The organism is Streptomyces sp. NBC_01723 (assembly GCF_036246005.1).
Lineage (GTDB): Bacteria > Actinomycetota > Actinomycetes > Streptomycetales > Streptomycetaceae > Streptomyces.
On sequence record NZ_CP109171.1, the window covers coordinates 7,351,587 to 7,376,471 of the forward strand.

Below are 24,885 nucleotides of genomic sequence, written 5' to 3' on the forward strand. Positions count from 1 at the left end.
CTCCTCTCGTGCCTGACGCTCGGGCGGTGCTCAGGAGTTGACCTCCGCCGGGTCCGAACCCAGACGCCGGTCCTCGTTCAGCGCGCTGATCGCCGCCAGGTCCTCGGTGTCCAGGGTGAAGCCGAACACGTCGATGTTCTCCTTGATCCGCGACGGCGTCACGGACTTCGGGATCACCACGTTGCCGAGCTGGAGGTGCCAGCGCAGCACGACCTGGGCCGGCGTGCGGTTGTGCTTCTGGGCGATGGCCACGATCGCCGGGATCTCCAGAATCCCCTTGCCGGAGCCGAGCGGGGACCACGCCTCGGTGGCGATGCCCAGCTCCGCGTGGACCTCGCGGGAGGCGTGCTGCTGGAGGTGCGGGTGCAGCTCGATCTGGTTGACCGCCGGGACGACCGACGTCTCGCCGGTCAGCCGCTCCAGGTGCTCCGGCAGGAAGTTGGAGACACCGATGGCCCGCACCCGCCCGTCGGCGAGCAGCTTCTCCAACGCCTTGTACGTGTCGACATACCGGTCCTCGGCCGGCATGGGCCAGTGGATCAGGTAGAGGTCCAGGTACTCCAGGCCCAGCTTCGCCAGTGAGGCGTCGAAGGCACGGAGGGTCGTGTCGTACCCCTGTTCGCTGTTCCAGAGCTTGGTGGTGACGAAGAGATCCTCGCGGGCCACGCCGGAGGCGGCGAGTGCCCTGCCGGTGCCCTCTTCATTGCCGTAGATCGCCGCGGTGTCGATGCTGCGGTACCCGGCCTCCAGCGCCTGGACCACGGCCGTCTCCGCCTCGTCGTCCGGCACCTGCCAGACGCCGAAGCCCAGCTGGGGCATCTCGACGCCGTTGTTCAGGATGATCGGGGGGACCTTGCTGCTCACGAGCTCTTGATCCTTCGGTTGTGGTCAGGTGGTACTCATATCGTCAACGATCACGAGCCCTTGCGCATTCCTGACCGTGGAACTCACGCCGTGTAGAGCGCCGCGACCTCGGCACCGTACGCCTTCTCGATGGCCTTGCGCTTCAGCTTCAGCGAAGGCGTCAGCAGGCCGTGCTCCTCGGTGAACGGCTGGGCGAGGATGCGGAAGGTGCGGATCGACTCGGCCTGCGACACGAGCGTGTTGGCCGCGACGACCGCGCGCCGCACCTCCGTCTCCAGGTCGGAGTCGTGCACCAGGTCGGCCGGGGGCATCTGCGGCTTGTTCCGCATCGCCAGCCAGTGCTCGACCGCCTCCTGGTCCAGGGTGATGAGGGCGGCGACGTAGGGCCGGTCGTTGCCGACGACGATGCACTGGTTGATCAGCGGGTGGTCCCGCACGCGCTCCTCCAGGAGCCCCGGGGAGACGCTCTTGCCGCCGGAGGTCACCAGGATCTCCTTCTTGCGGCCGGTGATGGTGAGGTAGCCGTCCTCGTCCAGGGCGCCCAGGTCGCCGGTGGCCAGCCATCCGTCGTGCAGGGTCTCGTCGGTGGCCTTCGGGTTGTTGAGGTAGCCCTGGAAGATGTTCTCGCCGTTCAGCCAGATCTCGCCGTCGTCCGCGATGTGCACGGTGACGCCGGGGACGGGGCGGCCGACAGTGCCGTAGCGGGTGCGCTCGGGCGGGTTGGCGGTGGCCGCCGCCGTGGACTCGGTCAGGCCGTAGCCCTCGTAGATCTGCACGCCCGCGCCCGCGAAGAACAGACCCAGCCGCCGGTCCATCGCCGAGCCGCCCGACATGGCGTTGCGGATGCGTCCGCCCATCGCCGCCCGCACCTTGGAGTAGACGAGTTTGTCGAACAGCTGGTGCTGCATCCGCAGTCCCGCGGACGGCCCCGGCCCGGTGCCCCAGGCCTTCGCCTCCACCGCGTCGGCGTACTTGACGGCCACGTCGACGGCCTTCTCGAAGGGGCCGCCCTTGCCTTCCTTCTCGGCCTTGCGCCGGGCCGCGTTGAACACCTTCTCGAAGATGTACGGCACGGCCAGGATGAACGTGGGTCTGAAGGCCGCCAGGTCGGGCAGCAGGGCCGCGGCGTTCAGCTGCGGCTGGTGGCCGAAGCGGACCTTGCCGCGGACCGCCGCGATCTCCACCATCCGGCCGAAGACGTGGGCGAGCGGCAGGAACAGCAGGGTCGCCGCCTCGTCGCCCTTCTTGGAGTGGAACACCGGCTCCCACCGCTCGATGACGGTGTCCGCCTCCCACATGAAGTTGCCGTGCGAGATGACACAGCCCTTGGGCCGTCCGGTGGTGCCGGAGGTGTAGATGACGGTGGCGACCGAGTCGGGCGTGACCGCCTTGCGGTGCCGGTGGACCACCTCGTCGTCGAGGTGCGCCCCCGCGTCGTACAGCTCCTGGACGGCGCCCGAGTCGAGCTGCCACAGGCCGCGCAGGTGCGGCAGCCGGTCGATGACGGTGGCGATCGTCATCGCGTGGTCCTCGTGCTCCACGACCGCGGCCGTCACCTCGGCGTCGTACAGCATCCACATGCACTGGTCGGCCGAGGAGGTCGGGTAGACCGGCACCACCTGGGCGCCGATCGTCCACAGGGCGAAGTCGAACAGGGTCCACTCGTAGCGGGTGCGGGACATGATCGCGACCCGGTCGCCGAAGCGGATGCCCTGGGCGAGCAGCCCCTTGGCGAGCGCCAGCACCTCGTCGCGGAACGCACCCGCGCTGACGTCCCGCCACTGCCCGGCCGCGTCCTTGCGCCCCAGAACGATGTGCTCCGGATCCTCCTGGGCATGCTCGAAGACGACGTCGGCCAGACCGCCCACCGGTGGTGCCGACGTCAAGGGAGGACTGGTGAACTCACGCAAACCCCGCTCCCCGCTCTGGAATGAAGCCCCGCACAGCGCGGTGAAAGCTACCCCACCCGAAGCGGGGACGGGAGGGGTGCCAAATTCGAGCAGGTCTCATGTTCGCGCTGGTCAGCGAGAGAAAATGCGCTCACATGGGGAAGGGTCGGACAGTTTCCTGACGGTTGAGTAAGTTTCGGTGGCGTAATCTCCACCGAATCTGTACGACCCACTTACCGCCGGTACGGTGTCGCCGGCTCCTTCTCCGCGGCCGGTTCCGCGGCGACCGCCACGCGCGGGTCTCGGCTCCCGCGGCCGGCCCGCACCAGTACGAGCACCGGCACCCCGGCGACGGCCGCGACCGTGCCCGCGGTCAGCGCCGCGGCGTGCAGCCCGGAGGCGAACGCGGCCCGCAGCGCGTGCTCGCCGAACACCCCCTCCAGGGCGCTCGCCGCACCGCCCGCCAGACCGTGCGCCGCGTCGTGCGGCAGCGTGTCCGTCATCCGCGAGGTCAGCACCGTGCCGAACACGGCGATGCCGAGCGCGTACCCGAGCTGCCGGAACGTGTTGACCGCGCCGCCGGCCATCCCGGCCCGCTCCGCCGGCACCGCCGCCGGCACCGCCGCCAGCGCCGCGCCCGCGATCCCCGGCGACACCAGACCCGTACCGACGCCCACCAGCGGCAGCCCCGGCACCAGGGCGGACGCGCCGGACGAGGCGTCCAGGAACGCCATGGCGAACTGCCCCGCCGCGATCAGCAGCAGCCCGCCCCCGACGGTGAGGCACGCGGGCACCCCCGTGCAGCAGCCGCCCGCCCGCCGCGGCCACCACGAACGACGCCGGCGACAGCCACACGAACAACATCATCGCCACGGCGGTCGTCCGCAGCACCGCCGACCTCTACGCCTACCTCAGCGGCCCGCTCGGCCGGCTGGAGGGCGTCCAGCACGTGGAGGCGTCGCCCTTCCTGCGCCGGGTCAAGCAGCTGACCTACCCGAGCCCCGCCCGCTGAGGCCGGTGCAGCCGGTCGCCGCCCGCGAGGACCGCAGCCGCCAGCGCGTCCGCCGCACCCTGCGCGGAGGGCCGGCGCCGGCCGTGCACCAGCACGAAGTCGACGCGGCCCAGCTCGGGCAGTCCGGCCCGGTCCGGGACGCGTACCAGGCCGGGCGGGACGAGCCCGCGCGAGTGCGCCATCACGCCCAGGCCCGCGCGGGCGGCCGCGATCAGGCCGTTGAGGCTGCCGCTGGTGCACGCGACGTGCCACTCCCGGCCCTGCCGCTGGAGGGCCTCCAGCGCGAGCGCCCGGGTGATGCCCGGCGGCGGATAGACGATCAGCGGCACCGGGCGGTCGGGGTCGAGACGCAGCCGCTCCGCGCCGATCCACACCAGCCGGTCGCTCCAGACCGGCTCGCCCCGCGGGTCCTCGGGCCGTCGCTTGGCCAGCACCAGGTCCAGCTCCCCGTCGGCCAACTGCCGGTGCAGGGTGCCCGACAGCTCCACCGTCAGCTCCAGGTCGACCTCGGGGTGGTCGTGCCGGAAGCCCTCCAGGATCTCCGGCAGCCGGGTCAGCACGAAGTCCTCCGAGGCCCCGAACCGGAGCCGCCCGCGCAGCCGGGTGCCGGTGAAGAAGGCGGTGGCCTGCTCGTGCACCTCCAGGATCCGGCGGGCGAACCCGAGCATCGCCTCCCCGTCCTCCGTCAGCTCCACCGAGTGCGTGTCGCGGCTGAACAGCTGGCGCCCCGTGGCGTCCTCCAGCCGCCGCACGTGCTGGCTCACGGTGGACTGACGCAGCCCGAGCCGCCGGGCGGCCTGCGTGAAGCTCAGGGTCTGGGCCACCGACAGGAACGTACGCAGGTGGGAGGGGTCGTACACGGCACCAGGCTATCGCGGTCCGTGATGACAGTCAGAGCGGTATAGCGGATTCCCGATCGCGGCGCGGGCGAGCAGGATGGAGCGGGGACCCGCGAGCCTTCGGACGTGAGCCCTCGAACGACCGTGAACAAGCAAGTGGAGCACCGTGAAACGCCTGCGATGGCCCCGTTGGATGCCGATCGACCCGTACATCCTGCTGCTGCTCGGGACGGTGGGCCTCGCGGCCCTGCTGCCGGCCCGCGGCACGGGCGCGGACGTCGCCTCCGGCGCCTCCACCGCCGCCATCGCGTTCCTCTTCTTCCTCTACGGCGCCCGGCTCTCCACCCGTGAGGCGATGGACGGGGTACGGCACTGGCGGCTCCACGTCACCGTGCTGGCCTGCACCTTCGTCGTCTTCCCGCTGCTCGGGCTGGCGTCGCGCGGACTCGTGCCCGTCTTCCTGACCGACCCCCTCCACCAGGGCCTGCTCTTCCTCACCCTGGTCCCCTCCACCATCCAGTCCTCGATCGCCTTCACCTCCATCGCCCGCGGCAACGTGCCCGCCGCGATCTGCGCCGGCTCCTTCTCCTCGCTGGTGGGCATCGTCGTCACGCCGCTGCTGGCCGCCGCCCTGCTCGGCAGCGGCGGGGGCGGGTTCTCCGCCGACTCGGTGCTGGAGATCGTGCTCCAACTGCTGGTGCCGTTCACCGCCGGGCAGGTGCTGCGCCGCTGGATCGGGGGTTTCGTCGCCCGGCACAAGAAGGTCCTCCAACTCGTCGACCGCGGCTCGATCCTCCTCGTCGTCTACACCGCGTTCAGCGAGGGCATGGTCCAGGGCATCTGGCATCAGGTGAGCCCCGTCCGGCTGGCCGGGCTGCTGGCCGTGGAGGCGGTACTCCTCGCCGTGATGCTGCTGCTGACCTGGTACGGGGCGAAGGGGCTGGGCTTCGGCCGGGAGGACCGGATCGCGATCCAGTTCGCGGGGTCGAAGAAGTCGCTCGCCGCCGGACTGCCCATGGCGAGCGTCCTGTTCGGCGCCCACGCCTCGCTGGCCGTGCTGCCGCTGATGCTCTTCCACCAGATGCAGCTCATGGTGTGCGCGGTCATCGCCAAGCGCCGCTCCCACGACCCGGAAGCGCCCGCGCCCGGCGACGACACCCCCGCGTCCGTGCCCGCCCCGGTGGGCCCCGGCCACCGCTGAGCCCCCGGGGGACTCTCAGCCGCCCGCCGCCACCCCGTCCACGGTGTCCATGGGCAGGTGCACGACGGTGTTCCCGGCGGCCGCGGGCGGGTTCGCGGCGGCGATCTCCCCGTCGGTCAGCGCCCGGTTCCACACGTGCACGTCGTCGACCGCGCCGGTGAGGCGGGCCCGGCCGTCCACGCGCTCGCCGATGTGCACGCCGAACGGCGAGTCGCGGCCGACCGACCCCGGCACGTCCGCCGTCTCGCCGACCGCCGCGCCGTCCACGAACAGTGCGAGCCGGCCCCCGCCACGGCGCAGCGCCAGGTGGTGCCAGCGCCCGTCGTTGAGCGCGCCGTCGGTGCGCACCCATGCCGAGCGCGGGGCCGCCGCGCCGTCACGCGCGGTGATCAGCCCCTGGACCCGCCCGTCGCCGGGCTCGGCCCGCAGCCACACCTGCGGCTGCGAGGTCCCGACGCCGCCCATCCACAGCAGCGGCTGCTCCCCGTCGGCCGCCGAGTACCGGAACCTCAGCGACGCCGTGAAGTCGCCGGCCCCCAGCGGCAGCCGCTCGTCGAACGGCAGCCGTACGGCGTCGTCGGCGCCGTCGAAGGCGAGCGCGCCGCCCACCGCGCCGGACGTCGTCCCAGCGCCGCCGAGCACCGTGGCGGGCGCCGCGCCGGGGGCGAGGTCGGAGGTGGTGGGATCGGCGGCCCGGCGCGGCAGGAGCCAGTCCTCGGTGAAGCGGGCGAAGCGGATCTCGTCGCGGGCGTCGACCGCCCCGGCCTCGTACATGAGGCCCACCGTGGTGTCGTCGACGGCCACCATGTCGGAGTAGCCGGACCAGTCCCGGGTGACAACGGTGCCGCGGTCCACGCTGTCCCAGGTCGCACCGGAGTCGTAGGAGGAGCGGACCGACATCGTCCGGCGGCGGTCGGGATCGGCGGGGGCGGAGAGCAGCATCCGGTCGCCCAGGCGGAGCAGGGCCCCCTGCACCTGCGGGGTGTACAGGTCGGGCAGGGTGCGGAAGGGGGCCTCGAAGCTGTCGCCGCCGTCCCGGCTGACGGCCTGGGTGCGGTGGCCGAGGTCGGTGCCCTGCTCCTCCCGGCCGCTGACCAGGAGCGCTCCGTCGGCGCGTTCGGTGAGGGTCAGTTCCGAGGGCTTCTGCCGGAAGGTGCCGTCGGCGGCGACGGGCCAGGTGTCGGTGGCCCCGACCTTCCAGTGCGCACCGCCGTCGTCGCTGACCACCAGGGCCGCGTGGTTGGCGGTGACCCGGTCGCCGTCCCAGGTCTCGGCGTTGACGCCGACCACGAGCCGCCCGGGGTGGCCGCCTCCGGTGAGCTGGACGCCGTGCACGGGGCCGGTGGCGTACCAGGAGTTCCAGCCGGACGGCAGGATCTCGGGGCTCAGGTCGCGGGGCACGGACCAGGTGCGCCCGTCGTCGTCGCTGTACTGGAGGTGGGGCGTGCGGGCGCAGGGGATCGCGCAGTTGGCGGCGTCGGTGCGGCCGGCGTTGTAGGTCTCGGTCAGCAGGACGCGGCCGGTGGCGCGGTCGACGACCGGCGCCGGGTTGCCGTGCGTGTCGCCGCCGCCGTCGTTGACGACCTGGAGCGGGCCCCAGGTGCGTCCGCCGTCGGTGGAGCGCTTGAGGACGATGTTGATGTCGGCGGCGTCCCCGCAGTTCAGGACGCGCCCCTCGGCGAAGGCGAGCAGCGTGCCGTCCGTCGTCCGCACGATCGCCGGGATGCGGAAACAGGCGTAGCCGCCCGGGTCGTCGGCCGCCCGGAAGAGGACCCGCTCCTCGAACTCCGGCGCCCGGTTCTCGGACCGGGCGTGGGCCGGCAGGGGGGACACGGCCAGGGCGGCGAGCGCCGCGAGGGCGAACCAGGGGGTGCGCGCACGCGTGCGGGAACGTGATGACGGCATGGAACGGTCTGCCCTTCGGACGGCTGGGGGGAGCCGGTCGTCCGGACATCAAAACAGCAGTACGTTCCGAGCGCGTCCTACATGATCACGCGCGTGTCGGCTGCGGCGGCGGGGATCAGCCGGGCCGGCGCCTGCCCTTGGGCTCGTCCGGGTCGACGCCGGTGAAGGCGGCGTCGTCCTTCGTGCCGCTCGGCCGTCCGGAGCGGCCCCGGCCGCCGGTGTCCCGCATGCCCTTCTCCGGTTCGGCGCCGCGCTTCTCGCCCCGCCGGGCGTTGTCGGGAGCGACGTCGCCGGGGACCGGCGTGTGCTCCTCCTTCGAGGTCTTCCGGCCCGCTCCGCGCCCCGGCGCGTGCTTCTCGGCGTGGAAGGACCGGCGGGCGCTCGGATTGTCCTCCTGCTGCCGCGTCTCGTCGACGTCCGGCGACCAGCCGTGCTGCTCGCGGCCCTGGTGGCGACTGGTTCCGTGGCCGTTCGACGGTTTCGACGACTTGCGTTCCTCGGGCATTGCCGACCTGCCTGTGCGCTCGCGGGAGGGCACGTCCGTCCGTGCCCAGAACAAGTCAAGTGTCTCACTTGTCATGATTGGCGGCACTTCCGTGTCCCTCGGTCGGAGCCCTGCCATGTGGCGGGAAGCGTCACCCGTGCGGGTGAGGTGCGGGGCTGGTGTCGACGTTCGAGGGCTCGTCTGTCCGACCATCGCAGGCAGCCGGACGCCCACAGCACCGACGCCCGACGCACCCTCGGAAGGGTCGCCATGCGCATCCTGCTCATCGCCAGCGCCTACAACAGCCTCACCCAGCGCGTACACGCCGAGCTGCGGGACCGCGGGCACGACGTGCACGCCGAGGTGACACCCCGCGGGGACGACGTGAGCCCGGCCGTCGACCGGCACGCCCCCGACCTGATCGTGGCCCCCATGCTCAAGACCGTCGTGCCCCGTGCCATCTGGACGGCGAGAACGTGCCTGATCGTGCACCCCGGGCCCGTCGGCGACCGCGGGGCGTCCTCCCTGGACTGGGCCGTCCACGAGGGCGCCGCCGCGTGGGGCGTGACCGTCCTCCAGGCCGAGGAGGAGATGGACGCGGGCCCCGTGTGGGCGACGGCGAGCTGCCCGGCGCCACGGGTCGGCAAGAGCGACCTGTACCGCAACGAGCTGGCCGACGCCGCCCTGGACGCCGTACTGACCGCCGTCGACCGGTTCGCGTCCGGCACGTACACCCCACTCGACCAGGGCACGCTGCCGAGCGTGCCCGGTGCCCGGACCCGCCCCCCGATGCGCCAGGGGACGCGCCGCATCGACTGGGCCGCCGACCCGACCGCGACCGTCCTGCGCAAGCTGCGCGCCGCCGACTCCCAGCCCGGCGTCCTGGACGAGTTGCTCGGCCGGGAGTGGTTCCTGCACGGCGGCCATGCCGAGCCGCGGCTGCGCGGACGCCCCGGCGACCTGCTCGCCACCCGGGCGGGCGCGGTCTGCCGGGCCACGGTGGACGGCGCGGTGTGGCTTCCCGAGCTGCGGGCCCGCACCGGCGCCGGCGCCCCGCGTGCCTGCAAGCTGCCCGCCACGCTCGCCCTGGCGGCCGGAGTGCCGACCGGGCTGCCCGCCGGGCTGCGGGAGGCCCCGGCGCCCGTGCTGCCGTCCGCGGACGACGACGGCTGGTCGGACATCCGGTACCGGGAGGAGGGGGCGGTGGGCGTGCTGTCCTTCTCGTTCCCCGGCGGCGCCCAGTCCACCGACCACTGCCGGCGCCTGCTCGACGCCTACCGGGCGGCGTGCGACCGGCCGACCTCCGTGCTGGTGCTGGGCGGCGCCCGCGACTTCTTCTCCAACGGCATCCACCTCGGTGTCATCGAGGCGGCACCCGATCCGGCCGCCGAGTCCTGGGCCAACATCAACGCGATGAACGACCTCGTCGAGGCCGTCCTGACCACCACCGACCGGCTCGTCGTCAGCGCGATCGGCGGCAACGCCGCGGCCGGCGGGGTCATGCTGGCGCTGGCCGCCGACGAGGTGTGGTGCCGCTCCGGCTCCGTGCTCAACCCGCACTACCGGCTCATGGGCCTGACCGGCTCCGAGTACTGGACGTACAGCCTGCCGCGCCGGGTGGGCGCCGCCATGGCGGAACGGCTGACCCGCGAGGCCCTCCCGGTCAGCGCCCGCCGGGCCCGGGAGACCGGCCTGGTCGACCGGGTGGTCCAGTGCGCTCCCGGCCGCTTCACCGACGAGGTCACCCGACTGGCCGAACGCTGGTCGGCCGCTCCAGGGGCGCAGACCCGCCTCGCCGCGAAGAAGGCCGAGCACGAGCGCCGGGAGGCCGTCGCACCACTGGCGGCGGTCCGTGAGCGTGAACTCGGCCGCATGCACGAGATCTTCTTCGACCCCGAAGCCCCTTACCACGCGCTGCGGCGGGCGTTCGTCCGCAAGGAGCCGGCGCCGGACCGGCCGCGGTCCACGGGTGCGCGGTCGGCGGAGCTGACCGACTCTTAGCCAGGACAAAGGCCGATTCCGTCGGCTTCGCCGTTTTCCTCCCCGGGAGGCAGTGATGAACGCAGCACCCCCGGCCACGGGCGCGGAACCGGACTCCGCCGCGGTCGGCACGGACGAGAAACCGATCCACATCCTCTGGATCAACGCCGGCCTGAGCTGCGACGGTGACTCGGTCGCCCTGACCGCCGCCATGCAGCCCAGCATCGAGGAGATCGCCCTCGGGGCCCTGCCGGGCCTGCCGAAGATCGCCGTGCACTGGCCGCTCATCGACTTCGAGTGCGGACCGGTCGGCGGCTCGGACACGTTCATCGAGTGGTTCTTCAAGGGCGAGCGCGGCGAGATCGACCCCTTCGTCCTCGTTGTCGAGGGCTCCATCCCGAACGAGTCGATCAAGCAGGAGGGCTACTGGTGCGGCTTCGGCGACAACCCGGAGACCGGCCAGCCCATCACGACGTCCGAGTGGATCGACCGGCTCGCCCCGAAGGCGCTGGCCGTGGTCGCGATCGGCACCTGTGCCACGTACGGCGGCATCCACGCGATGGCCGGGAACCCGACCGGCGCGATGGGCGTGCCCGACTACCTGGGCTGGGACTGGAAGTCGCAGGCCGGCATCCCGATCGTCTGCGTGCCCGGCTGCCCCATCCAGCCCGACAACTTCGCCGAGACCCTCACCTACCTGCTCTACCAGGCCGCGGGTTCGGCGCCGATGATCCCGCTGGACGACAAGCTCCGCCCGACCTGGCTGTTCGGGGCCACCGTCCACGAGGGCTGCGACCGGGCCGGCTACTACGAGCAGGGCCAGTTCGCCGAGTCCTACGACTCGCCCAAGTGCCTGGTGAAGCTGGGCTGCTGGGGCCCCGTCGTGAAGTGCAACGTGCCCAAGCGCGGCTGGATGAACGGCATCGGCGGCTGCCCCAACGTGGGCGGCATCTGCATCGCCTGCACCATGCCCGGCTTCCCCGACAAGTTCATGCCGTTCATGGACGAGCCGCCCGGCAGCAAGCTCTCCAGCACCGCGAGCGGCGCGTACGGCGCCGCGATCCGCAGGCTGCGGACCATCACGGCCCGGACGGTGGACAAGGAGCCCAAGTGGCGGCACACCGGCCGTGAGATCACCACCGGCTACCGGCCGCCGTGGTGAGACCCCGCACCCTCTCCCGCAGACCCCAACCGAACGAAGGGCAGCACAGACACCATGGCGACCTCGACGACGGCCGGTGACGGCACCGGTCTGGTGGAGATGGCGTGGGACCCGATCACCCGGATCGTGGGCAGCCTCGGCATCCACACGAAGATCGACTTCAAGCAGAAGCGGGTCGCCGAGTGCTACAGCACCTCGTCGGTCTTCCGCGGCTACAGCGTCTTCATGCGCGGCAAGGACCCGCGGGACGCGCACTTCATCACCAGCCGCATCTGCGGCATCTGCGGCGACAACCACGCCACCTGCTCCGTGTACGCGCAGAACATGGCGTACGGCGTGAAGCCGCCGCACCTCGGCGAGTGGATCATCAACCTCGGCGAGGCCGCGGAGTACATGTTCGACCACAACATCTTCCAGGAGAACCTGGTCGGGGTCGACTACTGCGAGAAGATGGTCCGCGAGACCAACCCCGGCGTCCTCGAGCTCGCCGAACGCACCGAGGCACCGCACGCCGCCGAGCACGGCTACCGCACCATCGCCGACATCATGCGCTCGCTCAACCCGCTGGAGGGCGAGTTCTACCGCGAGGCGCTCCAGGTCAGCCGGTACACCCGCGAGATGTTCTGCCTGATGGAGGGCCGCCACGTGCACCCCTCCACCCTCTACCCGGGCGGCGTCGGCACCATCGGCTCGGTCCAGCTCTTCACCGACTACATGTCCCGGCTCATGCGCTACGTGGAGTTCATGAAGCGGGTCGTGCCCCTCCACGACGACCTCTTCGACTTCTTCTACGAGGCCCTGCCGGGCTACGAGGAGGTCGGCCGCCGGCGCGTCCTGCTCGGCTGCTGGGGCGCCCTCAACGACCCCGAGTACTGCGACTTCACGTACGCCAACATGTCGGACTGGGGACGGCGCATGTTCGTCACCCCGGGCGTCGTCGTGGACGGCAAGCTCGTCACCAACGACCTCACCGACATCAACCTCGGCATCCGCATCCTGCTGGGCTCCTCGTACTACGAGGACTGGGAGGGCCAGGAGCAGTTCGTCACCCACGACCCGCTCGGCAACCCGGTCGACCCCCGCCACCCGTGGAACCAGCACACCATCCCGGCGCCGCAGAAGCGGAACTTCGACGACAAGTACAGCTGGGTGATGTCACCGCGCTGGTTCGACGGCAAGGACCACCTGGCACTGGACACCGGGGGCGGCCCCATCGCCCGCCTCTGGTCCACCGCGCTGTCGGGCCTCGTCGACATCGGCTACGTCAAGGCCACCGGCCACAGCGTCGTCATCAACCTGCCGCGCACGCTCACCAAGCCGGAGACCACCTTCGAGTGGAAGATCCCGAAGTGGAGCAACGCGCTGGAGCGCAACCGCGCCCGCACCTACTTCCAGGCCTACGCCGCGGCCGTCGCCCTGCACTGCGCGGAGATGGGCCTCGCCGAGGTCCGCGCCGGACGCACCCAGACCTGGGAGAAGTTCGAGGTGCCCGAGGAGTCCATCGGCGTCGGCTTCACCGAGGCGGTGCGCGGCGTGCTCTCGCACCACATGGTCATCCGGGACGGCAAGATCGCCAACTACCACCCGTACCCGCCGACCCCGTGGAACGCCTCCACCCGCGACACGTTCGGCACCCCCGGCCCGTACGAGGACGCCGTGCAGAACACGCCGATCTTCGAGGAGAACTCCCCGGAGAACTTCAAGGGCATCGACATCATGCGCGCCGTGCGCAGCTTCGACCCCTGTCTGCCGTGCGGAGTCCACATGTACACCGGTGACGGCCGGACGGTGAAGTCGATGCACGTGCCCACCGGACTGAGCGGTCTGGCCGGATGAGCGGCGCACTCGACGCGGAGCGGGCCGGTCAGCGGGTCGAGGAGATCCTGGACCGGCTCGCCGCCTCCGGTGACCGCACGGCGTGCGAGGCGGCCGACGAACTGGTGCGCGTCCTCATGGAGTTCTACGGCGCCGGGCTCGCCCGCACCGTCGAGCTGCTCGGCCGCGAACCGGGCAGGCCGGCCGCCGGCGCCCTGGACGCCCTGCTCGCCGACGATCTCGTCGCGAGCCTGCTGGTCCTGCACGGACTGCACCCGCACGACGCCGCCACCCGCATCGCCCGCGCCCTGGAGGGCCTTCCGCAACCCGTGGAGAACACCGGCTTCGACCCGGCCACCGGCGAACTGCGCCTGCGCCCGGTCGCGTCCGGCGGGTGCGGCTGCGGCGGCTCCCGGGACGCCGTCGAGGAGTCGGCCCGCGACGCGCTCGCCTGCCTGGCCCCCGAGGTCACCAAGGTCGTCCTGGAGGACGACACGGCAGGGGAACCGGTCCTGCTCCAGATCGGCGCCGGGCCCCCGGAGGCGACCGGGACCAGCGGCCGCCCACCGGCCCGGACGACCCGGTGACCGCGCCCCGGCCGGGCGCGGTCACCGCGGAACCGCGGGGGACGGGAGGCCGCCACGATGCCGGGCCCCGCGGGCTGCGGCGGTTCACGGCGCCCCGCCCGCCCCGGGAGGAGCGGTGCGAGCTGTGCGCGGTGCCGTTGGCCGGCACCCGGCACCGGCATCTGGTCGACACCGAGCAGCGGGCGCTGGCCTGTGCCTGCGACCCCTGCGCCCAGTTGCTGGACCGCTCCGGCGGAACCACCGGCCGCTTCCGCACGGTCCCCGGACGCTACCTGAGCGACCCCGGGCACCAAGTCGATGCGCAGGCGTGGGAACGCCTGCGCATCCCCGTCTCCGTCGCCTTCTTCTTCCGCAACTCCGCGCTGGACCGGCTGGTCGCCCTCTACCCCAGCCCGGCCGGCGCGACCGAGAGCGAACTGGAGCCGGAGTCCTGGCAGCCGGTGCTCGCCGCCTCCTCCCTGGCCGGCCTCCTCGAACCCGACGTGGAGGCGCTGCTGCTGCGCAAGCACCAGGACCGCGTCGAGTGCTACCTGGTACCGGTCGACATCTGCTACGAGCTGGTGGGCCGCATGCGGCTGCGGTGGCAGGGCTTCGACGGAGGCGCGGAGGCCCGCGCCGACCTGGAGGCCTTCTTCACCCACGTCCGCGAGCGGGCCCGCGACCACCGAGGGGGCCGCGCGTGACCGCGTTCGACTTCTCCTGCACCGGGGTGCGCGCCGACCCGTACGCCGCGGGTCCCACGCTCGTCTTCCGGCTGCGTGTCACCGCGTCCCCCGGCACCCGCGTGCACGCGCTGGCGCTGCGCTGCCAGGTCCGCATCGAGCCGGCCCGCCGCGGCTACGGCGACGGCGAGGCCCGGGCCCTGGGCGACCTCTTCGGCGAGCGGTCCCGCTGGGGCAGCAGCCTCAACCCCGTCCAGTTCGCCCAAGTGCCGGTGATGGTGCAGGGGTTCACCGGCGAGACCGAGACCGACCTGGTGGTGCCCTGCACCTACGACATGGACATCGCCTCCACCCGCTACTTCAACGCCCTGGAGGAGGGCGAGGTGCCCCTGCTGATGCTGTTCTCCGGCACCGCCTTCACCGGGGCCCGCGGCTTCCACGTCGAACCCGTCCCCTGGGACAAGGAGGCCGCGTTCCGGATGCCCGTGAAGACCTGGCGGGAGATGGTCGAACAGCACTTCCCCGGCTCCGGCTGGCTGCGCCTGCCCCGGGACGCCATGGACGCGCTGCTCGACTACCGGTCGCGGCAGGCGCTGCCCTCCTGGGAGGCCACCGTCGACCAGTTGCTGCGGGCGGCGGGGGAGAGGACACCGTGACCACGACCACGTTCACCTCCGCGACCGAGACCCGGCTGGCCGTCGCGCGCCAGGTCGCCGACGCCGTGCTGTTCGAGGGGTACGTGCTCTACCCCTACCGAGCCTCGGCCGCCAAGAACCGGCTGCGCTGGCAGTTCGGCGTCCTCGTACCCCCGTCCTGGACCTCGGCCGCCGAGGAGCACGACTTCCAGCACACCGAGCTGCTGATGGAACCCCGCAAGGGCGCGAGCCTCGCCGTCGAGGTGCGGTTCCTGCACGCCGGGCGGCGCACCGTCCAGCGGGCCCTGCCGGACGGCGGCTTCGAGACCGTACCCGAACTGCGCCTGGACGACCGGGTCCTGGTCCCCTGGGACGAGGGGCACGAGGAACAGGTCCGGCTCACCGTCGCCGTGGAAGCCCTCGCGGGCGCCGGAGTCGACGTCCCCGTCAGCCGGCCGGCCGGAGAGGAGACCGAACCGGTGACGGACGCCACCGGGCGCGTCGTGGGCCGACTGCTGCGCCGCCGCGAGGAGATCAGCGCCCGGCTGCGCCTGTCGGCGGACGACCTGGACGGCCCGTACACCACCCGGCGCCTCCGTGTGGTCCTGGAGAACACCAGCGACTGGACGCCGGACGAGGACACCACCCGCGACACCGCCCTGGCCCGGTCCCTGGTCGCCGCCCACACGCTGCTGAGCCTGGACGCCGGACGGTTCCTGTCGCCGACGGACCCGCCGGAATGGGCCAAGGGCGCCGTCGCCCAGTGCCGCAATCTGCACACCTGGCCCGTACTCGCCGGTGAACCCGGCTCCGCCGACCTGGTGCTGTCCTCGCCGATCATCCTGGAGGACCACCCGGCCATCGCCCCCGAGAGCCCCGGTGCGCTGTACGACGCCACGGAGATCGACGAGATCCTCGCCCTGCGCACCGCGGCCCTCACCGACGAGGAGAAGCGCGAGGCCCGCGGCACCGACGACCGGGCCGCCGCGGTGATCGACCTCGCCGACTCCATGCCCGCCGAGGTGCTGGAACGGCTGCACGGAGCGGTCCGCGGGCTGCGCGAGATCACCACCCCCGGCGCACCCCAGCCACCCGACGGCGTACCGGTGTTCGGCGGGCCCCCGCCCGATCCCGGCTCCGCGGGGCCGGGCGGCGTACGGCCCGACACCCCCTGGTGGGACCCCGGCGCCGACGACTCCGTGGACCCGGCCACCGACCACGTCCTCGTCGACGGCCACCACGTGCGGGCCGGCAGCCGCGTCGTACTGCGGCCCCGGCTGCGGCACTCCGACGCCCAGGACCTGTTCCTCAGCGGGCGGCGCGCCCTGGTGGAGGCCGTCCTCCACGACGTCGACGGGGGCGTGCACATCGCGGTCACCGTCGAGGACGACCCCGGCGCCGACATCCGCCGGGAACAGGGCCGCTACCTCTACTTCCAGCCCGACGAGGTGGACGTCGCGGACACCGAGGAGGCCGTATGACCACCGGCACCGGCACCGGACCCGCCCGTCCCCGCACCCTGGTCGCCGGGGTGGGCAACATCTTCCTCGGCGACGACGGCTTCGGCGTCGAGGCGGCCCGAGTCCTCGCCGGCCAGGACCTCCCCGACGGCGTCGAGGTCACCGACATCGGCATCCGCGGCGTCCACCTCGCCTACCAGCTCCTCGACGGGTACGACACGCTCATCCTGCTCGACGCGACCGCGCGGGGCGGCGAGCCGGGCACGCTGTACGTGATCGACGCCTTGGCCCCCGGCGCCCGCCGGGCAGCCGACGCTCCCGCCCTGGACGGCCACCGGATGTCGCCCGATGCCGTACTGGCCCTGCTGGACACCCTGTGCGCGGGCACCGGCGCGCGGCCGCCACGCCGGACGCTGGTCGTCGGCTGCGAACCGCAGACCGTCGAGGAGGGCATCGGCCTCAGCCCGCGGGTCGCCGCGGCCGTGCCGGAGGCGGCGCGGATGACCGGCGAACTGATCCGCGACGCCGCGGTCGTCTGACCCGCCGCCGCACGAAGCCACCGAGAACCGAGAACGGAGAACCCCATGAACAAGCGTTTCGTCGGCGGTGCCGCCGCCTCCCTCACCGCGACCGCCCTGGCGGTGGCCGTCGCGAGCTTCTGGCCCGACGTCCGGCGGTACCTGCGCATCCGCAGGATGTGACGCCGCCCGGCAGCACCTGCACCGAACGGGCTACGCGTCCGTTCCGCCCCGGCGCGCCGGTCGGTCCGGCACCGGCGAGCCTCCTCTAATGAGCGGCGCAACCAATGAGCGGCGCCGGTCATCCCCCGCCCAGGACGGAGTGGCGATGCACGAGATGTCCGTCGCGATGTCCGTCGTGGACCAGGTCGAACAGGCCGCGCACGCCCGCGGCGCCCACGGGGTGCGACAGGTGAGCGTCGACATCGGCGAACTGGCCGGAGTGGTCCCCGACGCGCTCGGCTTCTGCTTCGAACTCGCCTGTGCCGGAACGGTCCTGGAGGGCTGCGAACTCCGCACCCGGACGGTCCCCGGCCGGGCGGGCTGCACCCCCTGCGCACGGACCTGGGACACGGGGATGCCCCCGGACCTGGTGTGCGCCCACTGCCACGGGGCCGCCACCGAGCTGCTGTCGGGCCGCGAACTGACCATCACCGAAGTGGGCTGGGCGGACGGGACGCCCGTCACCACCACCCCCGCAACGCACCCCGAGGAGAACTGACGATGTGCCGCACAGTCGACCTCCGGCAGGCCGTGCTCGCCAAGAACACGATGGCGGCGGGCATCCTGCGCACCGAACTCACCGCCCGGGGCACGACGGTGGTCAACCTCCTGTCCAGCCCGGGCAGCGGGAAGACGGCCCTGCTGGAGCGTGAGCTGCGGCTGGCCCGGGAACGCGGCATCGCCGTCGCGGCCCTCACCGCGGACCTCGCCACCGAGAACGACGCCAACCGCCTGGCCCGGGCCGGCGTACCGGTCAAGCAGGTGCTCACCGACGGGCTGTGCCACCTGGAGGCGGACATGCTCGCCGGGCACCTGCACGACTGGCTGCCCGAGGACACCCGCCTGCTCTTCGTGGAGAACGTGGGCAACCTCGTCTGCCCCGCCTCCTACGACCTGGGTGAGTCCCTGCGGGTCGTCCTCGCCTCCGTCACCGAGGGCGAGGACAAGCCGCTCAAGTACCCCACCGCGTTCGGCCTCGCCCAGCTCGTGATCGTCACCAAGTCCGACCTGGCCGGACCGGCCGAGTTCGACGAGGCCGCCTTCCGCGCCCACGTGCAGCAGGTCAACCCGGGTGTCGACGTCGTACTCAGCTCCGTACGCACCGGCGAGGGCGCCGGTGTGCTCGTCGACCGGGCACTCGCCGCCGCCGGCGGAGACGCCGTCCACGCCCCGGTGATGGACCGGGCACGGGTGTGAACGCCACCCCCGGCACCGGCGCACCACCGAAGGGGGACCCGCCGGCACGGCGGACCCGTGTCGTCGTACGCGGCGTGGTGCAGGGGGTGGGCTTCCGCCCGTTCGTGTACGGGCTCGCCACGGACCTGCGGCTGGCCGGGCACGTGACCAACACCGGTGACGGCGTCCTGGTGGAGGTCGAGGGGCCGACGGGGGACGTCGACCTCTTCTGCGCCCGGCTCGCACCCGGCGCACCGCCCCTCGCGGTGGTCGACTCGGTGGAGACGACCGAGGTCCCCGCCACCGAGGAACGCGGATTCAGCATCGTCCCCTCCGGCACCGGCGACCGGGTCCGCACCCTGGTGGCACCCGACACCGCGACCTGCCGCGACTGCCTGGCCGAACTCGCCGACCCCGCCGACCGGCGCCACCGTCACCCCTTCATCACCTGCACGCACTGCGGGCCGCGCTTCACCATCGTCACCGGCCTGCCCTACGACCGTGCGCAGACGACGATGGCGGGTTTCCCCCTGTGCGCCGACTGCGACCGCGAGTACCGGGATCCCGCCGACCGCCGCTTCCACGCGCAGCCCGTGGCCTGTCCCGCGTGCGGACCACGGCTGCGGCTCGTCACGGCGGACGGCCGGGACGCCGTCGCCCCGGACGGCTCGGCGTCCGGGGCCGACCCCGTCGCCACGGCGCGTGCGCTGCTCGCCGCGGGGGCCGTCCTCGCGGTGAAGGGCATCGGCGGCTACCACCTCGCCTGCGACGCCACCCGCCCGGACGTGGTCGCCGAGCTGCGCCGCCGCAAGGCCCGGGGCGCCAAGCCGTTCGCGGTGATGGCCCGGGACGCCGCGGACATCGAACACCTCGTGCACCTCGGCCCGGTGGAAAGGGAGTTGCTCACCGGCGCGGTCCGCCCGGTGGTCCTGATGCGGCGGCGCACGGACGCGGGCGCCGCGCCGGGCGCCCCGATGCCCGCCGACGGCGTAGCGCCGGGCAGCCCCGACCTCGGCGTCATGCTGCCGTACACGCCCGTGCACCATCTGCTGCTCGGGACGACCGGCCCGGACGGCCCGGGCGACGCGCCCCGGCTGCTGGTGATGACGAGCGGCAACCTCTCCGGGGAACCCGTCGTCACCGACGACGACGAGGCCCTGGAGCGGCTGGCCGGGCTGGCCGACGCCTGGCTCACCCACGACCGCGCGATCCACGTGCCGTGCGACGACTCCGTCGTCCGCGTCTGCGACGGCGAGCCGCTGGTCCTGCGCCGCTCCCGCGGCTACGCCCCGTTGCCGGTGACGCTGCCCGTCCCGGTGGCCCCGGCACTCGCCGTGGGCGGCGACCTCAAGAACGTCTTCTGCCTCGGCCAGGGCGACCGGGCCTGGCTCTCCGCGCACATCGGCGACATGGACGACCTGTCGACCCAGCGGGCGCTCGGGCGCGCGGCACGGCAACTGGAGTCGGTCACCGGCGTCCGCCCGGAGGTGCTGGTCACCGACACGCATCCGGCGTACCGGTCGGCGTCCTGGGCGCGACGGCACGCCGGGGGCCGCCCGGTGCTCCGGGTCCAGCACCACCACGCGCACATCGCCTCGGTCCTCGCCGAGCACGGTGTGCCCGAGGGGGAGCGGGTGATCGGCGTCGCCTTCGACGGCACCGGGCACGGGGACGACGGCGCCGTGTGGGGCGGCGAGTTCCTGCTCGCGGGGTACGACGGCTTCCGCCGCTTCGCGCACCTCGCCCACGTGCCGCTGCCCGGGGGCGACGCGGCGGTACGACGTCCCTACCGCATGGCGCTGGCGCACCTGCACGCGGCGGGCCTCGCCGCCGCCCCCGACCTGCCGTGCACCGCGGCCTGCCCGCCCGCCGAACTCACTCTGCTGCACCAGCAGTTGAAGACCGGGCTGAACTGCGTACCGACCTCCAGCATGGGCCGGCTCTTCGACGCCGTCTCGTCACTGGCCGGCGTCTGCCACCACGCCGGCTACGAGGCGCAGGCCGCGATCGAGCTGGAGGCGGCGGCCGTCCTCGCCGGGGACGAGGCCGGCGAGGATCCGCGTCACACCTTCCACCTGACGGCCGGCCGCGAGCGGGACGACGGCACCCCGCTGAGCGCCGACCCCGCGCCCCTGCTGGCCGCCGTGGTGGAGGACGTACGGCGAGGCACCCCCGCGGCCGTCGTCGCGGCCCGGTTCCACCACGCCGTCGCCCGCCTGGTGCGGACGGTGTGCGCGGCGGCCCGCGAGGAGACCGGCCTGCGGACGGTGGCCCTGACCGGCGGAGTGTTCGCCAACACGGTGCTCTCCTCCGCCTGCGCCCGCGGCCTGCGCACCGACGGCTTCACCGTGCTGCGCCATCGGGCGATCCCGCCGGGGGACGGCGGACTGGCCCTCGGCCAGCTCGTCGTGGCCGCCCGCGCGGCAGCTCTCAACCAGTGAGGAGACAGACATGTGCCTGGCGGTACCCGGCAGAGTGCTGGGCGTCGAGGACAGGGACGGCACCCGGATGGCCAGCGTCGACTTCGGCGGTGTGGTCAAGGAGGTGTGCCTGGAGTACCTGCCCGACCTGAAGGTCGGCGAGTACACCATCGTCCATGTCGGCTTCGCCCTCCAACGGCTCGACGAGGAGTCGGCCCGCAGGACTCTGGAGCTGTTCGAGAACCTCGGGATGCTCCAGGAGGAGTTCGGTGACCCGTGGGAACAGGCCGAGCAGGCCGCGCGGGCCGGGCAGTCCGGCCCGGCGGACGGCGAGGGCCTCGCCGAGGAGGTGCGGCGGTGAAGTACATCGACGAGTTCCAGGACCCGGAGCTGGCGGCCCGCCTCCTCGACGACATCAGGGCCACGGTGACCAGGCCGTGGGCGCTGATGGAGGTGTGCGGCGGCCAGACGCACACCATCATCCGGCACGGCATCGACCAACTGCTGCCCGACGAGATCGAGTTGATCCACGGACCGGGCTGTCCGGTGTGTGTGACCCCGCTGGAGGTCATCGACAAGGCCCTGGAGATCGCCTCCCGGCCGGGGGTGATCTTCTGCTCCTTCGGCGACATGCTCCGCGTGCCGGGCACCGGCCGTGACCTGTTCCAGGTCCGGAGCGCGGGCGGCGACGTCCGGGTCGTCTACTCCCCGCTCGACGCGCTGCGGATCGCCGAGGAGAACCCCGACCGCGAGGTCGTGTTCTTCGGCATCGGCTTCGAGACGACCGCACCGCCCAACGCCATGACGGTCCACCAGGCGCGCAGGCGCGGCATCCGCAACTTCAGCCTGCTCGTCTCCCACGTGCGCGTCCCGCCCGCGATCGAGGCGGTCATGCGGTCGCCCGACTGCCGGGTGCAGGGCTTCCTGGCCGCCGGACACGTGTGCAGCGTGATGGGCACCGAGGAGTACCCGGCGCTCGCCGAACGGTTCAAGGTGCCCATCGTGGTGACCGGATTCGAACCGCTCGACATCCTGGAGGGCGTACGCCGCACGGTGCGTCAGCTGGAACGGGGCGAGCACACCGTCGAGAACGCCTACCCGCGCGCGGTGCGGCCCGAGGGCAACCCGGCCGCCCTGGCGATGCTGGACGACGTCTTCGAGGTCACCGACCGCGCCTGGCGAGGCATCGGGACCATCCCGGACAGCGGCTGGCGGCTCTCCGCCCGCTACCGGGACCACGACGCCGAACACCGCTTCCAGGTCGGCGACATCGCCACCCGCGAGCCCGCCGAGTGCCGCAGCGGAGAGGTCCTCCAGGGGCTGATCAAACCCCACGAGTGCGAGGTCTTCGGCACCACCTGCACCCCGCGCACGCCACTGGGGGCCACCATGGTCTCCAGCGAGGGCGCCTGCGCGGCGTACTACCTGTACCGGCGGCTGGAACTGCCGGCCCGTCCGGCCGCCACGAGCCTGGAGGACAGCGCCGTTGTCTGACACCACCGCAGCACCGGACATGCTCTCCTGGACCTGCCCGGCGCCCCTGCGGGACGGGCCGCGCGTGGTGATGGGCCACGGCGGGGGCGGCGCCCTCTCCGCCGAGCTGATCGAGCAGGTCGTCGTCCCGGCGCTCGCCGGTCCCGCGCCGGTGCCGCTGACCGACTCCGCCGTGGTCGAGCTGGGCGGGGCGCGGCTCGCCTTCTCCACCGACACGTTCGTGGTCCGGCCGCTGTTCTTCCCCGGCGGCAGCATCGGCGACCTCGCCGTCAACGGCACGGTCAACGACCTCGCCATGAGCGGTGCCCGTGCCGCCTACCTCTCCTGCGGGCTGATCCTGGAGGAGGGCGTCCCGATCGACACGGTCGCCCAGGTGTCCGAGGCGCTCGGGGCCGCCGCCCGCGCGGCCGGGGTCCGGGTCGTCACGGGCGACACCAAGGTCGTGGAGGCCGGGCACGGCGACGGCGTCTACGTCAACACCTCCGGCATCGGCCTGGTCCCCGACGGCGTCGACCTGCACCCGCGCCGGGTCGTGCCGGGCGACGTCGTGCTGGTCAGTGGCGCCATCGGCGTGCACGGCGTGGCCATCCTGAGCGAGCGGGAGAACCTGCGGTTCGAGACGGACGTGGAGAGCGACTGCGCCGCGCTGGGCGGGCTGGTCGAGGCGATGCTGGCGGTCTGCCCCGACCTGCACGCGCTGCGTGACCCGACCCGCGGCGGCCTGGCCGCCTCGCTCAACGAGATCGCCGCGGCCTCCGGGTGCGGGATCGCCGTACAGGAGCGCGCGGTGCCGGTGCCGGGGCCCGTCGCCGGGGCGTGCGCCATGCTGGGCCTCGACCCGATGTACGTGGCCAACGAGGGCAAGCTCGTCGCCTTCGTCCCGCGCGACCACGCCGACGCGGTCCTCGCCGCGATGCGGGCCCACCCGCTGGGCTTCGAGGCGGCGGTGGTCGGCGAGGTGGTCGCGGACCACCCCGGCATGGTCGTCGCCCGGACCGGGCTCGGCGGCACACGGGTGGTGGACATGCCGCTCGGGGAGCAACTGCCGCGGATCTGCTGACCGGTCCGGCGACGGGGCGGGCCGGGGTGCCGGGTCAGCCGGACCGGCCGCGCCGTCCGGGGCGGGTGTCCAGGGTCCAGGTGTGGGTGCAGCCCGGGCACTGGAGGTGGACGCGCGGGCCGTCGTTCGCTATGAGGTAGCGCCAGTGCGCCGGGCAGTTCCGCCGCGCGGCGCACGTCCCGCAGTCGCGGGCGTCGTCGCAGCCGGGGCAGGGGACCCAGGCGCGGCGGGCCCGGTCGGCCTGCGGATCAATGGGGAGACGCATCGCCCCGGTCCGCCTCCGGCAGCACACCGGCCGCCACGAGCATCGCGTACGTCCGCTCCTGCTCCGCGTCCAGCCCGGAGTAGAGCAGGGCGTGCGCCTCCTGCTCCGAACGCAGCGCGGCGACCGGGTCCCAGTCGGGGCCGAGCGCCGCCACCACCTCGGCACGCCTGCGGGCCTCCTCGAGGGAGAGGTCGAGCACGAAGTCAGTCATGGAACGCGGCTTTCGCGGGGGAACGTACGGGTCCAGCCACTCCTACCAGAGCGTGAGGCCGTGGGGAAAGGCGATGTGACCGACGCCATCCACGGCGGGGCCCCGCGGCGCAGGGGGCGCTCCCCGCCGGCCGGGGCCCCGCCGCCGTGCCGCGGGGAGCAGGGTCAGCCCTGGGCGGCCGTGGCCCGCAGGGCGACGCGGTCCTCGCCCGCGTACACGTTCATGGAGCTGCCGCGCAGGAACCCGACCAGCGTCAGCCCCGTCTCGGCGGCCAGGTCCACCGCGAGCGAGGACGGTGCCGACACCGCGGCCAGCACCGGGATGCCCGCCATCACGGCCTTCTGCGCCAGCTCGAAGGAGGCCCGGCCCGACACCAGCAGCACGGAGCGGGACAGCGGCAGGTCCCCGTTCTGCAGGGCGCGGCCGACCAGCTTGTCGACCGCGTTGTGCCGTCCCACGTCCTCCCGCACGTCGACCAGCTCCCCGTCCTCGGTGAACAGGGCCGCCGCGTGCAGTCCGCCGGTCCGGTCGAAGACCCGCTGGGAGGCGCGCAGCCGGTCCGGCAGGTCCGCCAACAGCTCCGGGGTGACCTGCACCGGGGGAGTGTCGGCGATGGGCCAGCGGGCCGTCGTCCGCACGGCGTCCAGGCTCGCCTTGCCGCACAGCCCGCAGGACGAGGTCGTGTAGACGTTCCGCTCCAGGGTGATGTCGGGGATCGGCACGCCGGGGGAGGTCCGCACGTCGACCACGTTGTACGTGTTCGAGCCGTCGACCGTGGCGCCGGCGCAGTACACGATGTTCTGGAGATCGCCTCGCTCGGCGAGTACCCCCTCGCTGACCAGGAAGCCGGCCGCCAGCGCGAAGTCGTCGCCGGGGGTGCGCATCGTGATCGCCAGCGGCTTGCCGTTCAGCCGGATCTCCAGCGGTTCCTCGGCGACGAGCGTGTCCGGGCGGGTGGAGACCGCGCCGTCCCGTACGCGGATCACCTTGCGTCGTTCCGTGACTCGTCCCATGTCCGTGCCCC

Annotated in this window: 24 protein-coding genes and 2 pseudogenes; 17 read left to right on the forward strand and 9 right to left on the reverse strand. The window is 73.1% G+C overall.

Translation table 11 applies throughout. The annotated features are described in order from the left end of the window. Window positions 1-30: 30 nt before the first annotated feature. The 3 genes and pseudogenes from OIE75_RS34555 to OIE75_RS34565 all read right to left on the reverse strand — a co-directional run. A complete protein-coding gene (locus tag OIE75_RS34555; protein ID WP_307016106.1) occupies window positions 31-864 on the reverse strand; it encodes an aldo/keto reductase in 834 nt (277 codons plus the stop codon). Between the two features lie 83 nt (window positions 865-947). Next, a complete protein-coding gene (locus OIE75_RS34560; protein WP_307016108.1) occupies window positions 948-2,774 on the reverse strand; it encodes an AMP-dependent synthetase/ligase in 1,827 nt (608 codons plus the stop codon). Window positions 2,775-2,986: 212 nt separating this feature from the next. After that, window positions 2,987-3,617: pseudogene (locus OIE75_RS34565) on the reverse strand (MFS transporter); the annotation flags it as partial. On the opposite strand from OIE75_RS34565, the pseudogene OIE75_RS34570 reads away from it, so the two are divergent. Then, window positions 3,610-3,765, forward strand: a pseudogene (locus OIE75_RS34570) (AsnC family protein); the annotation flags it as partial. The pseudogenes OIE75_RS34565 and OIE75_RS34570 sit on opposite strands and share 8 nt — an antisense overlap. On the opposite strand, the gene OIE75_RS34575 reads toward OIE75_RS34570, so the two are convergent. Beyond that, window positions 3,744-4,625 carry a LysR substrate-binding domain-containing protein gene (locus OIE75_RS34575; protein WP_307016109.1) on the reverse strand — a complete coding sequence of 294 codons (882 nt, stop codon included), beginning with the start codon at window positions 4,623-4,625 and terminating at the stop codon, window positions 3,744-3,746. The pseudogene OIE75_RS34570 and the gene OIE75_RS34575 sit on opposite strands and share 22 nt — an antisense overlap. Before the next feature lie 172 nt (window positions 4,626-4,797). On the opposite strand from OIE75_RS34575, the gene OIE75_RS34580 reads away from it, so the two are divergent. Beyond that, on the forward strand, window positions 4,798-5,805 hold the full coding sequence (locus OIE75_RS34580) for a bile acid:sodium symporter family protein (protein WP_307018205.1): 1,008 nt from the start codon (window positions 4,798-4,800) through the stop codon (window positions 5,803-5,805). 15 nt (window positions 5,806-5,820) lie between these two features. Here OIE75_RS34580 and OIE75_RS34585 read toward each other — a convergent pair whose 3' ends face one another. After that, the gene (locus OIE75_RS34585; RefSeq protein WP_329473284.1) at window positions 5,821-7,710 is read right to left on the reverse strand and encodes an exo-alpha-sialidase; all 1,890 of its coding nucleotides are present in this window, start codon (window positions 7,708-7,710) and stop codon (window positions 5,821-5,823) included. A gap of 115 nt (window positions 7,711-7,825) precedes the next feature. Continuing rightward, on the reverse strand, window positions 7,826-8,215 hold the full coding sequence (locus tag OIE75_RS34590; RefSeq protein ID WP_307016111.1) for a hypothetical protein: 390 nt from the start codon (window positions 8,213-8,215) through the stop codon (window positions 7,826-7,828). Between the two features lie 249 nt (window positions 8,216-8,464). Between OIE75_RS34590 and OIE75_RS34595 the strand changes: the two genes are divergently transcribed. The 15 genes from OIE75_RS34595 (at window position 8,465) to hypE (ending at window position 23,385) form a co-directional block, all read left to right on the forward strand. Next, the gene (locus OIE75_RS34595) at window positions 8,465-10,195 is read left to right on the forward strand and encodes a hydrogenase maturation protein (protein ID WP_329473285.1); all 1,731 of its coding nucleotides are present in this window, start codon (window positions 8,465-8,467) and stop codon (window positions 10,193-10,195) included. A 55-nt stretch (window positions 10,196-10,250) separates the two neighbouring features. After that, window positions 10,251-11,336, forward strand: coding sequence for a hydrogenase expression protein HypE (locus tag OIE75_RS34600; RefSeq protein ID WP_307016113.1), 1,086 nt, complete (start codon window positions 10,251-10,253; stop codon window positions 11,334-11,336). Window positions 11,337-11,390: 54 nt separating this feature from the next. Then, entirely contained in the window at window positions 11,391-13,172 is a 1,782-nt protein-coding gene (locus tag OIE75_RS34605; RefSeq protein WP_122618984.1) for a nickel-dependent hydrogenase large subunit, read from the forward strand. Then, a complete protein-coding gene (locus OIE75_RS34610) occupies window positions 13,169-13,738 on the forward strand; it encodes a hypothetical protein (RefSeq protein ID WP_307016115.1) in 570 nt (189 codons plus the stop codon). Before OIE75_RS34605 ends, OIE75_RS34610 begins: the two co-directional genes overlap by 4 nt. A gap of 74 nt (window positions 13,739-13,812) precedes the next feature. Next, a complete protein-coding gene (locus OIE75_RS34615; protein WP_329474121.1) occupies window positions 13,813-14,421 on the forward strand; it encodes a DUF5947 family protein in 609 nt (202 codons plus the stop codon). Next, window positions 14,418-15,056 (forward strand): DUF6084 family protein, encoded by a 639-nt coding sequence (locus OIE75_RS34620; RefSeq protein ID WP_329473286.1) that lies wholly within the window; start codon window positions 14,418-14,420, stop codon window positions 15,054-15,056. Before OIE75_RS34615 ends, OIE75_RS34620 begins: the two co-directional genes overlap by 4 nt. Next, entirely contained in the window at window positions 15,053-16,516 is a 1,464-nt protein-coding gene (locus OIE75_RS34625) for a hypothetical protein (RefSeq protein ID WP_329473287.1), read from the forward strand. Before OIE75_RS34620 ends, OIE75_RS34625 begins: the two co-directional genes overlap by 4 nt. Beyond that, on the forward strand, window positions 16,513-17,034 hold the full coding sequence (locus OIE75_RS34630; RefSeq protein WP_307016119.1) for a hydrogenase maturation protease: 522 nt from the start codon (window positions 16,513-16,515) through the stop codon (window positions 17,032-17,034). Before OIE75_RS34625 ends, OIE75_RS34630 begins: the two co-directional genes overlap by 4 nt. A gap of 45 nt (window positions 17,035-17,079) precedes the next feature. Further along, window positions 17,080-17,196, forward strand: a complete 117-nt coding sequence (locus OIE75_RS41625; protein ID WP_373463032.1) for a DUF6893 family small protein — start codon at window positions 17,080-17,082, stop codon at window positions 17,194-17,196. A 145-nt stretch (window positions 17,197-17,341) separates the two neighbouring features. Continuing rightward, window positions 17,342-17,734, forward strand: coding sequence for a hydrogenase maturation nickel metallochaperone HypA/HybF (locus OIE75_RS34635; RefSeq protein ID WP_307016120.1), 393 nt, complete (start codon window positions 17,342-17,344; stop codon window positions 17,732-17,734). Window positions 17,735-17,736: 2 nt separating this feature from the next. After that, entirely contained in the window at window positions 17,737-18,432 is a 696-nt protein-coding gene (gene hypB / locus OIE75_RS34640) for a hydrogenase nickel incorporation protein HypB (protein WP_307016121.1), read from the forward strand. Beyond that, the gene (gene hypF, locus OIE75_RS34645; protein ID WP_307016122.1) at window positions 18,429-20,852 is read left to right on the forward strand and encodes a carbamoyltransferase HypF; all 2,424 of its coding nucleotides are present in this window, start codon (window positions 18,429-18,431) and stop codon (window positions 20,850-20,852) included. Before hypB ends, hypF begins: the two co-directional genes overlap by 4 nt. A gap of 10 nt (window positions 20,853-20,862) precedes the next feature. Further along, window positions 20,863-21,192 carry a HypC/HybG/HupF family hydrogenase formation chaperone gene (locus tag OIE75_RS34650; protein WP_307016123.1) on the forward strand — a complete coding sequence of 110 codons (330 nt, stop codon included), beginning with the start codon at window positions 20,863-20,865 and terminating at the stop codon, window positions 21,190-21,192. After that, window positions 21,189-22,325 carry a hydrogenase formation protein HypD gene (hypD, locus tag OIE75_RS34655; RefSeq protein ID WP_307016124.1) on the forward strand — a complete coding sequence of 379 codons (1,137 nt, stop codon included), beginning with the start codon at window positions 21,189-21,191 and terminating at the stop codon, window positions 22,323-22,325. The genes OIE75_RS34650 and hypD overlap by 4 nt, the downstream gene beginning before the upstream one ends. Continuing rightward, entirely contained in the window at window positions 22,318-23,385 is a 1,068-nt protein-coding gene (gene hypE, locus OIE75_RS34660) for a hydrogenase expression/formation protein HypE (protein WP_307016125.1), read from the forward strand. Before hypD ends, hypE begins: the two co-directional genes overlap by 8 nt. A 34-nt stretch (window positions 23,386-23,419) precedes the next feature. Here hypE and OIE75_RS34665 read toward each other — a convergent pair whose 3' ends face one another. The 3 genes from OIE75_RS34665 to fdhD all read right to left on the reverse strand — a co-directional run bounded on the left by OIE75_RS34665 (window position 23,420) and on the right by fdhD (window position 24,874). Continuing rightward, window positions 23,420-23,650 (reverse strand): hypothetical protein, encoded by a 231-nt coding sequence (locus tag OIE75_RS34665; RefSeq protein ID WP_122618995.1) that lies wholly within the window; start codon window positions 23,648-23,650, stop codon window positions 23,420-23,422. Continuing rightward, entirely contained in the window at window positions 23,634-23,861 is a 228-nt protein-coding gene (locus tag OIE75_RS34670) for a DUF6400 family protein (protein ID WP_125490636.1), read from the reverse strand. Before OIE75_RS34670 ends, OIE75_RS34665 begins: the two co-directional genes overlap by 17 nt. 164 nt (window positions 23,862-24,025) lie before the next feature. Then, window positions 24,026-24,874, reverse strand: a complete 849-nt coding sequence (fdhD, locus tag OIE75_RS34675) for a formate dehydrogenase accessory sulfurtransferase FdhD (RefSeq protein WP_307016127.1) — start codon at window positions 24,872-24,874, stop codon at window positions 24,026-24,028. Between the last annotated feature and the right edge of the window lie 11 nt (window positions 24,875-24,885).

Coding starts and splice junctions, on each gene's coding strand:
- OIE75_RS34580 (WP_307018205.1), top strand. CDS start 4,798: ATGCCGATCGACCCGTACATCCTGCTGCTGCTCGGGACGGTGGGCCTC.
- OIE75_RS34595 (WP_329473285.1), top strand. CDS start 8,465: ATGCGCATCCTGCTCATCGCCAGCGCCTACAACAGCCTCACCCAGCGC.
- OIE75_RS34610 (WP_307016115.1), top strand. CDS start 13,169: ATGAGCGGCGCACTCGACGCGGAGCGGGCCGGTCAGCGGGTCGAGGAG.
- OIE75_RS34585 (WP_329473284.1), bottom strand. CDS start 7,710: ATGCCGTCATCACGTTCCCGCACGCGTGCGCGCACCCCCTGGTTCGCC.
- OIE75_RS34590 (WP_307016111.1), bottom strand. CDS start 8,215: ATGCCCGAGGAACGCAAGTCGTCGAAACCGTCGAACGGCCACGGAACC.
- OIE75_RS34605 (WP_122618984.1), top strand. CDS start 11,391: ATGGCGACCTCGACGACGGCCGGTGACGGCACCGGTCTGGTGGAGATG.
- OIE75_RS34635 (WP_307016120.1), top strand. CDS start 17,342: ATGCACGAGATGTCCGTCGCGATGTCCGTCGTGGACCAGGTCGAACAG.
- OIE75_RS34600 (WP_307016113.1), top strand. CDS start 10,251: ATGAACGCAGCACCCCCGGCCACGGGCGCGGAACCGGACTCCGCCGCG.
- OIE75_RS34670 (WP_125490636.1), bottom strand. CDS start 23,861: ATGACTGACTTCGTGCTCGACCTCTCCCTCGAGGAGGCCCGCAGGCGT.
- OIE75_RS34665 (WP_122618995.1), bottom strand. CDS start 23,650: ATGCGTCTCCCCATTGATCCGCAGGCCGACCGGGCCCGCCGCGCCTGG.
- OIE75_RS41625 (WP_373463032.1), top strand. CDS start 17,080: ATGAACAAGCGTTTCGTCGGCGGTGCCGCCGCCTCCCTCACCGCGACC.
- OIE75_RS34650 (WP_307016123.1), top strand. CDS start 20,863: ATGTGCCTGGCGGTACCCGGCAGAGTGCTGGGCGTCGAGGACAGGGAC.
- fdhD (WP_307016127.1), bottom strand. CDS start 24,874: ATGGGACGAGTCACGGAACGACGCAAGGTGATCCGCGTACGGGACGGC.
- OIE75_RS34630 (WP_307016119.1), top strand. CDS start 16,513: ATGACCACCGGCACCGGCACCGGACCCGCCCGTCCCCGCACCCTGGTC.
- hypB (WP_307016121.1), top strand. CDS start 17,737: ATGTGCCGCACAGTCGACCTCCGGCAGGCCGTGCTCGCCAAGAACACG.